Source organism: Agromyces kandeliae (assembly GCF_009674665.1).
GTDB classification, from domain to species: Bacteria; Actinomycetota; Actinomycetes; order Actinomycetales; family Microbacteriaceae; genus Agromyces; species Agromyces kandeliae.
Genome location: NZ_WKJD01000011.1, coordinates 42,941 through 55,483 on the forward strand (window position 1 = coordinate 42,941; position 12,543 = coordinate 55,483).

10 protein-coding genes are annotated in these 12,543 nt (G+C 72.0%); 9 read left to right on the plus strand and 1 reads right to left on the minus strand.

Annotation, left to right across the window (positions count from 1 at the left end):
- Positions 1-295: 295 nt before the first annotated feature.
- A complete protein-coding gene (locus GJR97_RS06940; RefSeq protein ID WP_154345784.1) occupies positions 296-2,098 on the plus strand; it encodes an ABC-F family ATP-binding cassette domain-containing protein in 1,803 nt (600 codons plus the stop codon).
- Here the strand turns inward: GJR97_RS06940 and GJR97_RS06945 are convergent.
- The gene (locus GJR97_RS06945; RefSeq protein ID WP_154345785.1) at positions 2,046-2,549 is read right to left on the minus strand and encodes a VanZ family protein; all 504 of its coding nucleotides are present in this window, start codon (positions 2,547-2,549) and stop codon (positions 2,046-2,048) included. The genes GJR97_RS06940 and GJR97_RS06945 overlap by 53 nt on opposite strands.
- 92 nt (positions 2,550-2,641) lie before the next feature.
- Here GJR97_RS06945 and GJR97_RS06950 point away from each other — a divergent pair, with 92 nt between their 5' ends.
- From GJR97_RS06950 to GJR97_RS06985, 8 genes are all read left to right on the plus strand, one after another.
- Entirely contained in the window at positions 2,642-3,694 is a 1,053-nt protein-coding gene (locus GJR97_RS06950; RefSeq protein ID WP_154345786.1) for an Rv2578c family radical SAM protein, read from the plus strand.
- A gap of 88 nt (positions 3,695-3,782) precedes the next feature.
- A complete protein-coding gene (locus GJR97_RS06955; protein ID WP_154345787.1) occupies positions 3,783-5,114 on the plus strand; it encodes a sensor histidine kinase in 1,332 nt (443 codons plus the stop codon).
- Entirely contained in the window at positions 5,111-6,259 is a 1,149-nt protein-coding gene (locus GJR97_RS06960; protein ID WP_154345788.1) for a hypothetical protein, read from the plus strand. Before GJR97_RS06955 ends, GJR97_RS06960 begins: the two co-directional genes overlap by 4 nt.
- Entirely contained in the window at positions 6,249-6,929 is a 681-nt protein-coding gene (locus GJR97_RS06965; protein WP_154345789.1) for a response regulator transcription factor, read from the plus strand. The genes GJR97_RS06960 and GJR97_RS06965 overlap by 11 nt, the downstream gene beginning before the upstream one ends.
- Positions 6,929-7,546 carry a thymidine kinase gene (locus GJR97_RS06970; protein WP_324613249.1) on the plus strand — a complete coding sequence of 206 codons (618 nt, stop codon included), beginning with the start codon at positions 6,929-6,931 and terminating at the stop codon, positions 7,544-7,546. The genes GJR97_RS06965 and GJR97_RS06970 overlap by 1 nt, the downstream gene beginning before the upstream one ends.
- 152 nt (positions 7,547-7,698) lie before the next feature.
- Positions 7,699-9,174 carry a sugar transferase gene (locus tag GJR97_RS06975; protein ID WP_154345790.1) on the plus strand — a complete coding sequence of 492 codons (1,476 nt, stop codon included), beginning with the start codon at positions 7,699-7,701 and terminating at the stop codon, positions 9,172-9,174.
- A gap of 67 nt (positions 9,175-9,241) precedes the next feature.
- Complete coding sequence (locus GJR97_RS18710; RefSeq protein WP_154345791.1) at positions 9,242-11,071, plus strand: DUF4012 domain-containing protein; 1,830 nt, start codon at positions 9,242-9,244, stop codon at positions 11,069-11,071.
- A gap of 157 nt (positions 11,072-11,228) precedes the next feature.
- On the plus strand, positions 11,229-12,530 hold the full coding sequence (locus GJR97_RS06985) for a UDP-glucose dehydrogenase family protein (RefSeq protein WP_154345792.1): 1,302 nt from the start codon (positions 11,229-11,231) through the stop codon (positions 12,528-12,530).
- Positions 12,531-12,543: the final 13 nt, after the last annotated feature.

Below are 12,543 nucleotides of genomic sequence, written 5' to 3' on the forward strand. Positions count from 1 at the left end.
TTCCCCTGCGTCTCGTCGTCTGCTACTGTCGACGGCGCTATGAAGTGAGTACATCCCACCGTCCCGCGCCCGAGGCGCCGTCGACACCGGGGTGTGCGCTCCAGCACTGTTCGCGACCGTGTTCGCGCGCGCCTCGACGACGGCACATGCCCGGCGGGATCCATCATCCGCTCCCGGGCCGTCGTGTCGCCGCTCTCGCGCGACGACCGCTCGGTCGACGCGTCGTCCGTGCTCGCCGAAGCGCGCGGGCGCCGGTCGACGGCTCGGGGGCATCTCGCGAAGGGATCCCTTCCGCATGCCGGTCATCCACTCCCATTCCTCCCACCTCCGCGTCGACGGGCTCTCCGTCGCGTTCGGCGATCGGCGCGTCTTCGCCGATCTCGGCTTCGCCGTGGCGCCTGGGCATCGCCTCGGGCTCATCGGCGAGAACGGCGCGGGCAAGTCCACGCTGCTGCGGCTCATCGCCGGTGCCTCCCTCGGGGGCGCCGTCGTGCACGGGCGCCTCGTGCGTCCCGCGCGCACCGGGCTGCTCCTGCAGGAACCGCCGTTCGCGTCGTCCGACCGCATCGACGACGTGCTCGAGTCGGCCGTCGAGGAGGTGCGTGCGGTCGAGCGCGAACTCGACGCGGCCGCCGTCGCCCTCGGCGCCGTCGCCTCGGACCGACCGGCGGCGGACGACGGCCCGGCCGAACGGTACGCCCGAGCGCTCGATGCCGCCGAACTCGCCGACGTCTGGTCCGTCGATCGTCGGCGCGACGAACTGCTCGACGGCCTCGGCCTGGCCGGCCTCGGACGAGGCCGGCGCGTCGACGAGCTCTCCGGTGGGCAACGGAGCAGGTTCGCGCTCGCCGCCCTCCTCCTCTCGTCGCCGGAGGCCCTCCTGCTCGACGAACCGACCAACCACCTCGACGACGACGCCGCGGCCTTCCTCGAGGAGCGACTTCGCGCCTGGCGCGGGCCGGTCGTGTTCGCGAGCCACGACCGCGAGTTCCTCGACCGCGTGGCGACGGGACTCCTCGACCTCGATCCCGGTCGCACGGGCGCGACGGCACTGGCGCGATCGGGCGATGCTCCGTCGAACGCGAACGGTCGCGAGGTGGTGCTCGCGGCATCCGTCGGGACGGTGTTCGGGGGGTCGTTCAGCGACTACCTCGGCCGCCGCGACGACGAACGCGCACGCTGGCGGCGGCAGTACGAGGACGAGCAGGGCGAGCTGAGGCGGCTCCGCCGCTCGGTCGCGGAGACGGCCCGCGCGGTCGCGCACGGCCGCGGGCCGACCGACAACGACAAGTTCCTCAAGCATTTCAAGCGCGGGAACGTCGAGGCCGCCGTGTCGAGGCGGGTCCGCAACGCCGAGGCCCGGCTCGACGACCTCGAGCGGACGCAGGTCGCCCGCCCGCCGGCGCCGATGGCGTTCGCGGGCATCCCGGGCGGCTCGCACGCGCCGTCGGACGCGGCGGGCCTCCTGGTGCACGTCTCCGACCTCGCCGTCGCCGGGCGCCTCGACCTCCGGGCGCTGCGGGTCGCCTCGACGACCAGGCTGCTGGTGACGGGCGCGAACGGCGCCGGCAAGTCGACGCTCCTCGCGGTGCTCGCCGGTCGACTCGCCCCGGACCGGGGCACGGTGCACCGTCGACGGGGCCTGCGGGTCGGCCTGCTGGAACAGGACGTGCGCTTCGCCGACCCGGATGCCACGCCGCGCGCGATCTACGAGCGGGTGCTGGGGGAGCGGCGCGCCGAGCGCGTGCCCCTCGCGGGTCTCGGACTCGTCGCGCCGCGCGACCTCGATCGGGCCGTCGGGCGGCTCTCGGTCGGACAGCAGCGACGGCTCGCGCTCGCGTTGGTCATCGCCGCGCCCCCGCACGTGTTCCTGCTCGACGAGCCGACCAACCACCTCTCGCTGGCCCTCGCCGGCGAGCTCGAGGACGCGCTCGGCGGATTCCCGGGAGCGGTGATCGTCGCCAGCCACGACCGCTGGCTCCGTCGCCGATGGGCGGGCGCGGAACTGGCCCTCCCGGCGCGGTCGGCCGCCGAGGCATCCGTCGTCACGCCCCCGGATCGCGAGATGGCGGGCGCCGTGCCGCGAGGACCACGATGAGTGCGCCGATGCCCGCGCCGATCCCGTTCGCGACGACGTCGCGCAGGTCGAACGTGCGCCCGGGGAGGTAGCGCCCCTGCACGATCTCCGCGGCCAGGCTCGCCGCGGACGCCAGCGCGGTCGCGGAGATCACCAGGTGCAGGCGTTGACGCCGGAACCACGCCGCCCAGAGTGCGCCGAACGGGAGGAAGAGGACCGCGTTCAGGCCTGCCTGCACGAGCGGGTAGCGGATCCCGGCGGGCATCCCCATCCGCCCGAGGAGGTCGATGATCCCGTCGACCCTGATGAGGCCGCCCTCGCCGTCCACGTGCACGGGCCAGAAGAGCACGATCCAGAGGCCGATGCCGTACGCGACGCCGACGATCGCGAGGACCACGCGTCGCCACGCGAGCGCGCGCCGACCGGGCCCCGCGGGCGCCGGGCGTCGGTCGGGATACGGCGTCCGGGACATCGACACAGCGTAGCCCGGTGATGTTGCGTCGAGGTGTCGCCGGTGCGCGCGCCGGCTTGCGGACCTGATCGAACGTATGTTCGAATGAGCGCATGCGATGGAACGGCCAGGAACTCGATGTCGAGCAGCAGGGGACGCTGCCCGGCCTGGCCCGATTGAGCAACCTCGTGAGGTCCGTCCGGACACCCGAGTTCGCGGGCCTGACCTTCCACGAGGTGCTCGCCAAGTCGGCGCTCAACAGGGTTCCGGGCCAGTCGTACGTGCCCTTCGGATGGACCATCAATCCGTACAGGGGGTGCAGCCACGCCTGCGTCTACTGCTTCGCGCGACCGACCCACGAGTACCTCGACCTCGGCCCGGGCGACGACTTCGACCGGCAGCTGATCGTCAAGGTGAACGTCGCCGACGTGCTGCGTCGTGAGCTCGCACGGCCGTCCTGGCGGCACGACCCGGTGGCGCTCGGCACGAACACCGACCCGTACCAGCGCGCCGAGGGTCGGTACGCACTGATGCCCGGGATCATCGAGGCGCTCGCGGGCAGCGGCACGCCGTTCAGCGTGCTCACGAAGGGCACGCTGCTCCGTCGCGACCTCCCCCTGCTCGCGAGTGCGAGCGAGCACGTGCCCATCGACCTCGCGATGTCGATCGCGGTGTACGACGACGAACTGCAGCGTTCGATCGAGCCCGGCACTCCGACCACGACCGCCAGGCTCGCGGGCGTCACCGCAATACGCGAGGCGGGCTTCGACTGCACCGTGTTCCTGATGCCGATCCTCCCGTACCTGACCGACACGCGGGCGCACCTCGACGATGCGCTCGGTCGGGTGAAGGCGGCCGGCGCGACGAGCGTCGTGTACTCCGCGCTGCACCTGCGCGGGTCCGTCAAGCCATGGTTCTTCGCCTGGCTCTCCCGGGAGCATCCCGAACTCGTGCCGAAGTACCGCGCGATGTTCCCCGGAGCGGCGGCGTATGCGCCGAAGGAGTACCGAACGTGGCTCGCGGCGCGCGTCGCGCCGTTGCTTCGGGCGCACCGCCTCGATCGCGGTCGGGAGGACGTCGTGACCGGTGGCGTGCGCTCGCGCGTCGCCGATCGGTCCTCTCCGCCTCCGGTTCTCGACGCCGCGGCGCCGGCGATGCTGTTCTGACGCCGCGGTGCCGCGAGTGGGGCGATCGGCCGCCGAACTGAGATAATCCGGCCAGTGCCTCTTCCCCCGCGGCCGGATCGGAGCAACCATGACCCTCGGCCTGCCCGAGCACCTCGCGAAGGCGTCCCTGAGCCGGGCGCTCGCGAGCGCCGGGCATGCTGCGGGTGCGGTCTGCCTCGCGTCGGCCATGGTCATCGCGGTCGCGTCGATCGTCGTCGATCCCGTCGGCGAGATCGGTCCCGACCGGCAGGCGGCGATCGCGGCGTTCGCGCTGATCGGCGTGCAGGCCGCGCTCTTCGCGCTCGTGGCATTCCATCCGAGCGTCACCCTCACGGTCGTGTACCTCCTCGGAGGCACTGCCGTCGTGTACGGGCTGACCGTGCTCGTGATGGCCCAGGGCAACGGCTTCGAGACGACGAACAACGCGCTGCTCGCCATGCCGCGCACCGCCCTGCTCCTCCTCGGCGGCGCAGGGATCGGCTCTCGGATCGCGATCACCTGGGCGACGCTCGGCTGGGGACTCGGTGAGGCGGCGGCGTTCCTCGGTGCGATGGCCGCAGGCGCCGCGTGGGCGCCCAACGCCGCGGCTGCCGCCGCACTCGGCATCGTCGTGATCACGCGGGTCTTCGACGCCGTGACGCGCAGCGACGCCCGACGCGAGACGGCGCTGCATCGCGCCAGCCAGCAGACTCGTGAGCTCGTCATCCGCCACGACTACGAACTCCGCGCCATCGCGCGCCTCCACGACACCGCGCTCAGTCACCTCGTCGCGATCGCCGCATCCGGTTCGGGGCCCGTCGACGAGCGGCTTCGCACCGCGATCCGCCACGACCTCTCCCTCATCGTCGGGCGGGACTGGGCGACAGAGCACTCGGAGGACGGCGAGGCGGCCGCGGTCAGGACCGGAACGGGGGGCGCGACGTCGACCGCCCTCCGTGCCGCCGAGTCCCGCGATGCATCCGAGGCGTCGGGCCGGGATCGGACCGGCGCGAGCCGAGCGGGCGCGATGTCCACCATCGCAGCCGAGGAGGCCCCCGCGCCGCTCTCCGAAGCGTTCGGCGTCGCGCGCGACGCCGGGCTGGAGGTGAACGTGTCCGGCCCCCCGGACGTCCTCGCCGCCGTGGGTCCTCGGCGTCGCTCGGCGATCGAGTCCGCCGTCGCGCAGTGCCTGATGAACGTCGCCCGGCACGCCGGCGTCGATGACGTGGAAGTCGTGCTGGGGCGTGCGGACGGCGAGGTCACCGTCGTCGTCGTGGACGATGGACGGGGATTCGACCCGGAACACGTCCCCGACGATCGCATCGGGCTCCGCACGTCCATCAGGGGTCGGATCGAGCAGGAGGGCGGTCGCGCACGAGTCTGGTCGCGGCCCGGCGTCGGCACCACCGTGCTGCTCGCCGTCCCGGAGGGTGGCGAATGAGCACCGCACTCCGCCTCACCCAGCAGGAGGTCGACCCGATCGGCGGCGTCGCGGCGGCCCCGCTGGTGCTCATCGGCTCGATCCTCGGAGCGGCGACCTCGATCGCGCTGACGGCGTGGCACTGGGACGAGGTCGGATCGGTGCTCGCCGCGATCGCAGGCATCCTGCTCGTCGCCGCGGCGGGCGCGGTGGCGACCGTGTCGGCCCTTCCGTCACGTGCGCCGTTCACCGTGGAACGGCTCTGGTTCGCGGTCGCGCTCGCCGTCGGAGGCGCGATCGCCGAGTACGTCAGCACGGTGGGCGCGGATCGCTACCTGTACGACAACTACGGTCCGCTCGTCGTCGGCATCCTGATCCTCTCCCTCGCGCCCTTCAGCACCTGGGTCTCGCTGCTCGCGGCCGGCGCGGTCGCAGCCGCCGTGCTCGCGATCCTCGCCGTCGGCTCGTCGGGTGCGAGCGCGTTGCAGGCCAACGCCGCCGCGCTCGTCGCCGTCAACTCGGTCGCGGTGCTCGCCCTCTCCGCGGCGGGGGCGGCGTACTCGGCGACCATCGTCCGGGAGAGCCTGGCGTGGCAGCGGGAGGCGAATGCGATCGCGCTCGAACGCGATGGCGGCGTGCGCGCCGGGATCGTCCGCTCGGTGCAGCAGGGCCGCGTCTCGGTGCTCAGCAGGGAGGTGCTGCCGTTCCTCGCCGGCGTCATGAACGCCGAGCGGATCAGCGTCGCCGACGCCGATCGCGCGCGCGAACTCGCGGAGATGCTCCGTCGCGCGCTGAAGGCGGGCATCGAATCGACGTGGCTCGACGACCTGGCCTCGTCGATCGCGGCCGCACGCCGGATCCCCATCACGGTGGACGATCCCGGAGCCACCGCGGCGCGTCTCCGCAGCGACCAGCGGCCCCCGTTGACCGCGCTGCTGTCCTGGCTGAGCAGCGCCGAGCGCTCGGACGCGATCCGGATCCGGGTGGCGGCGGAGGGCAGCGGCTCGATCGTCCGCGTCGAGGCGCGCGTGGCCGCGGCCGGCGGTTCGGCGCCGGCACGGCGAGAGGTCGAGCGGTTCCTCGCGGTCGCTCGCGCCGTGGGGGTGCGCGCCGATCTCGAGATGGCGCGAGAGAATATCCGGGTGGAGTTCCGATATGACGCCTGAGCCCGACGCCGACGAAGTCGTCAGGGTCGCGATCCTCGACGACCACGCCGTCATCGTCGACGGCATCGCGAGCTGGATCGCGGAGCACGCCCCCGACCTCCGTGTCGTCATCCGCACGACCATGTGGCTTGACCTGATCCGCCACCCCGACTTCCCGGTCGACCTCGTGCTCATGGACCTCCAGCTCGGCGACACTGTCTCCATCGAGTCGCGGATCCGCGCGTGTCGGGCCGCGGGGGCGATCGTCGTCGTGGTGACCGCGCTCGACGACGACGCATCGCGTGAGCGCTGCCTCGCGGCCGGCGCGGATGCCTTCGTGTCGAAGACGTTCCCGGTGGAGGACGTCGTGGCGGCGGCCCGGCGTGCGCTCCGCGGCGAACGGGCGCCCGCGGCGCCGAAGGGGCCGGACGGCTCTGGCGCATCGGACGACGGAGCGCTCGAGGTCTCCGCCCCGCCGGAGGCCGCGCTCAGCGCGGCGGAGCGGCGGGCCGTCGGCCTCTACGTGCAGGGGATGTCGACGGCCGACGTCGCCGCGAGCATGGACGTCGGGTACGAGACCGCGAAGACCTACCTCCGGCGGGCGCGCGACAAGTACGCCAAGGTCGGCAGGCCGGCAGGCCGCCGCGCCGAACTGATCCGCCGAGCGGCGGAGGACGGGATGCTCGAGTAGTGGCCAAGCTCTACTTCCGGTACGGCGCGATGAACTCGGGCAAGTCCACCGCGTTGCTGCAGGCCGCGTTCAACTACGAGGAGCGCGGGCATCGGGTGCTGCTCGCGAAGCCGGCGGTCGACACCAAGGGCGATCGCGACATCGTCTCGAGGCTCGGCGTCGTCCGCGAGGTCGACTTCACGATCGCGCCCGACGACCAGGTGCTCGAGGTGTTCCAGCGTCACCGCACGCCCGTCATCGAGGCCCACGGCCGCGACGTGAGCTGCCTGCTCGTCGACGAGGCGCAGTTCCTCACGGGCGATCAGGTCGACGACCTGCTGCGGATCGCACTGCTCGACGACATCCCCGTCCTCGCCTACGGGATCCGCACCGACTTCCAGACCGTCGCCTTCGCCGGCAGCGGTCGCCTCCTCGAGGTCGCCCACAGCCTCGAGGAACTGAAGACGATCTGCCGATGCGGCAGGAAGGCGATCTTCAACGGCCGGCGCGTCGGCGGTCGATTCATCTTCGACGGCGACCAGGTCGCGATCGACGGTGTCGAGGTGACCTACGAGTCGCTCTGCGGGGTCTGCTACCTGGAGGAGAGCGGCGGCCGGCTTCGCGGACGCCACGGCTGATCCTCGGGGGGCTGCCCCAGTTCGGGGGCCACTTCCACCCTGTCCTCACATCGGAGGACAACGGCACGTTAACCTGTCTCTGTCCGCCGACCCGAACGGCGGACGCTCGGGGGCCGTCATCGGGGCCCGAGCCACTGCGGCGGAGGTGATGGATGACCCTCGCACGGCACGCGACCGAGACGAGTCCTTCCGAGACGGTCGAGGAGTGGCAGCGCGCCTACGCGCGGCGACTGCTCGTGACCGACCTCATCGTCATCGTCTTCGCCGTGTACGGATCGCAGTTCATCAGGTTCGGGACGACCGGCACCTCGCTCCGCATTCCCGGACTCGGCGACGCCGAGTACCTGCTCAGCTACGCGCTGGTCTCCGCACTCCTCGCCGCGGGCTGGTTCGCCTCGCTCGCGATCTTCGCCACCCGCGACCGCACGATCATCGGCGCGGGCACCGCCGAGTACCGACGGATCGCGGATGCGAGCATCCGGGTCTTCGCGGTGCTCGCGATCGGCGCGTTCCTGTTGCGTTCCGAGGTTGGTCGCGCCTACGTGCTGGTGGCACTCCCGCTCGGCCTCGTGCTGCTGATGACCGCGCGATGGGCGTGGCGGAAGTGGCTGCTGCGGCAGCGGGCGGCCGGCCGGTTCCTGCATCGCGCCATCCTCATGGGAGAGCGCCAGAAGTCGCTCCACGTCGCCGAGCAGATCGCGCGCGACGGCGTCTCCGGCATCCTGATCGTGGGCGCGCTCACCGAGCACGGCGAGTCGTCCCGTGAACTCGCGCCCGGGATCCCGGTCCTCGGCGCCTACGACGCGATCGACGAGGCGCTGCGCGTCGCCAGCGCCGACACGGTCGTCTTCACGGGGGCCGACACCATCGACCCGCGCGGCATGCGCGAGCTCGGCTGGCAGCTCGAGGCGACCGCGACGAACCTCGTGGTGGCTCCGGCGCTGACGGACGTCGCGGGCCCTCGCATCCATGCGCGGCCGGTCGCCGGGCTTCCGCTCATCCAGGTGGACTACCCCGAGTTCACGGGCCGCAAGTACGCGGCGAAGCGCGCGTTCGACCTCGTCGTCGCCACCGTCGCGCTCATCATCCTCAGTCCGGTGTTCCTCACGATCGCCGTGCTCGTCCGACGTGACAGCCCGGGCCCGGCGCTCTACTCCCAGGAGCGGGTCGGGCTCAACGGCCGGCGGTTCCGCATGCTGAAGTTCCGCTCGATGGTGGTCGACGCGGAGGCGCAGCTCCCGACGCTCCTCGACCGGACCGACGGCAACGGGGTGCTCTTCAAGATGCGCTCCGATCCTCGCGTCACGCGCATCGGCGCGATCCTGCGCCGGTACAGCCTCGACGAGCTGCCTCAGTTCGTCAACGTGCTGCGCGGCGAGATGTCCCTCGTCGGTCCCCGGCCGCCGCTCGCAGCTGAGGTCGAACGGTACGACGAGTGGGCACGCCGACGGCTGCTCGTCCGTCCCGGCATCACGGGCCTCTGGCAGACGCAGGGCCGCTCCGACCTCTCGTGGGACGACAGCGTCCGCCTCGACCTCTACTACGTCGAGAACTGGTCGCTGACCGGCGACGTCATCATCCTCTACCGCACGGCGCGTGCCGTCCTCCAGGCGCAGGGCGCCTACTGATGCCGTGTCGTGATCGTGATCCGGCGCCCGGTCGGATCACGGCATCCCGCGTCTACGATTGGTCATCGTGACGACCCCCGAGTTCCTGCTCGCCCCGGAGCGGCAGCACCGCAGCTCCGGCAGCAGCAGCCGGCGCAGGAAGCGCCGTCGTCGGATCATCTTCCACTCCATCTTCTGGCCGCTGCTCGCGCTGCTCATCATCGGGAGCGGCCTCGCGGCATGGTGGCTCGCGGCCAGCGCGCTCGCCGTGCGCGACGACCTCGAGGTCGCTCGTGCCCAGGTCGTCGCGTTCCAGAAGGCGGCCGACGAGCGCCGATTCGAGGAACTGCAGCCGATCGCCGACGAGCTGGACGCGGCAGCATCGAGTGCCGCGGCGCCGACGGCGAACCCGGTCTGGCGGATGGCGGAGCTGGTCCCGGGCGTGGGGGAGAACGTGCGTGCCGTCCGCATCATCGCGGAGGGCGTCGACGACGTCTCCCAGCAGGTCGTCCAGCCCGCGAGCGGACTGGTCGGCGAGTTCGGCATCTCACGCGACGAGAGCGGAGCGCTCGACCTCGAACCGCTTCGCACGGCCACCGACATCGCCGCCGACGCCCAGGCCATCCTCGACGGTCTCGAGGCCGACCTCGCCGGGATCGACACCGACGCGACGATCGCGCCGGTCTCCGACGCGGTGACGCAGTTCGGCGACGTCGTCGAGAGCGCGCAGGGGACGCTGCCCGGGATCAACGCCGCGCTCGCCGGCGCGGGTGCGATGCTCGGGATCGACGGCCCGCAGACGGTGCTCCTCGCGTTCGAGAACAACGCCGAGGCGACCGCGCTCGGCGGCGGGCCCGCCGCGCAGACGCTGCTGAGCGTCGACGACGGGACCGTCAAGATCGACCGGCAGGTCTCCAGCACCGAACTCGACACCCAGGCGCCGATCGGCACCGAGATCGACGAGAGCGCCGACCAGCTCTACAACGACATCCTGCGCACCGAGATCAACGCGACGACCAGCCGACCGGACTTCCCGACCGCGGCGGCCCTGCTCCGTTCGCGCTGGGACCGCGACCTCGGCATCACGCCGAACACGGTCGTCATGACCGATCCGATCGCCGTGTCCCGCATCCTCGAGGTGACGGGCCCGGTCAGCCTGCCCGGCGGCGAACAGCTCACGAGCGACAACGTCGTGTCGAAGCTCCTGAACGAGATCTACTTCAGGTACCCCGAGGGCGGGGCCGAGTCCGACGCCTACTTCGCTGCGGCATCCGCGGCGATGTTCGACAAGATGATGGCCGGCGACTACGACGTCTGGCAGATGGCGCAGGCGCTCATCGACGTCACCAACTCGGGCAGCCTGATGATGTGGACCGAGAACGAACCGACTCAGGAGCTCTTCGCGGGCTCGCGACTGGACGGCACGCTTCCTCACACGAACCTCGGCGCGACCGTGCTCGGCGTGTACTTCCGCGACCGCTCGATCTCGAAGATCGACTACTACCTGCACACGGGCGCCAAGGTCACGGTCGACACCTGCACGCCGGAGGCTCCGACCTACACGGTCGAGGTCACGCTCCGCATGGACATCCCGGCCGACCTCCAGTTCTCCCTGCCGGAGTACATCGACTCACGGGAGCCGGGCGCGTACCGGACCGAGGTGTTCCTCTACGGCCCGGCCGGCGGTTCGACGACCGAGGTCGCCGTGCCGAACCCCGCCAACGGTGCGACGACGGGCCCGTCGGTGATCGACCTCGGGCGTCCGGCGGAGAAGTTCACGGTCGACATGGTCAACGGCCAGACCGCCGTCGTCCGCGCGACGTTCGCGGGCACGCCCGACGATGCGCCGGTCGAGGTGCGCACCACCCCGATGATCAACCGCACGGGAGTCGAGGTCGTCGAGGCGACCTGCGGCTGAGCATGCGCGTCCGGCCGCGCACCCTCGACGCAGGCGGCAGCGACTATCCTGTGACTGCACTCGATGTCGCCGCCCGGGCCGTCGAGTGCCTGCACGACACCCTCGCGCTCCCCGAGCGGCGCTTCGCCACGGGCGCGACCCCCACCGGAAGGACCCCATGAAGATCTCGGTCATCGGCTGCGGCTACCTCGGCGCAGTGCACGCGTCGGCGATGGCGGAACTCGGCCACGAGGTGATCGGCATCGACGTCGACGAGCGCAAGATCGGCGAGCTCGCCGCCGCGCGTCCGCCGTTCTTCGAGCCGGGCCTTCCGGAGATCCTGACGTCCGCGACCGCTTCCGGCCGCCTGCGCTTCAGCACCGACATGGCGGATGCCGCGGGCGCCGAGGTGCACTTCCTGGCGGTCGGCACGCCGCAGACGGCGGGCAGCCACGCCGCCGACCTCCGCTTCGTCGACGCGGCGTTCGAGGACCTCCTCCCGCACCTCGCCGAGGGAGCCCTCGTGGTCGGCAAGAGCACGGTCCCGGTGGGCACCGCCACCCGCCTCGCGGAGCGCCTCGCCGAGGTCGCGCCGCACGCGACGCTCGCATGGAACCCCGAGTTCCTCCGCGAGGGATTCGCGGTGAAGGACACGATCGAGCCCGACCGCCTCGTCTACGGCGTGGCCGACGACGCGGCCGCGGCGACGCTCGACGAGATCTACCGCGCCGCGCTCGACGCCGGCACGCCGCGCATCGTCACGGACTACGCGACGGCCGAGCTCGTGAAGGTCGCGGCGAACGCCTTCCTCGCGACGAAGATCAGCTTCATCAACGCGATGGCCGAGATCGCCGAGGCGACGGGGGCGGATGTCACGCAGCTCGCCGACGCGATCGGCCACGACGCGCGCATCGGCCGCCGGTTCCTCAACGCCGGCGTCGGCTTCGGCGGCGGGTGCCTCCCGAAGGACATCCGCGCGTTCTCCGCCCGTGCGGAGGAACTCGGCCGAGGCGACGCCGTCGCCTTCCTCAAGGAGGTCGACTCGATCAACCTCCGGCGCCGCCAGCGCGTCGTCGACCTCGCCGTGGAGGCACTGGGCGGCTCGGTCAACGAGCGTCGCGTCGCCGTCCTCGGCGTCACCTTCAAGCCCGACTCCGACGACGTGCGCGACTCGCCCGCCCTCGACGTCGCGGTGCAGCTCAAGGGACTCGGGGCCGAGGTCGTGGCCACCGATCCGGAGGGTCTGGAGAACGCGCGACTGCGGCATCCGCAGCTCGCCTACGAGGCATCGACCACCGAGGCGCTCCGCGACGCCGACCTCGTCGTCCTCGTGACCGAGTGGGGCGAGTACCGGGGCCTCGACCCGGCCGACGTGCGCGACCTCGTCGCGAACCCGACGGTGATCGACGGTCGCAACGTGCTCGACCCCGCGTCCTGGCGTGCCGCCGGCTGGACCTACCGCGGCCTCGGCCGTCCCTGACGAGGCGCTGGTC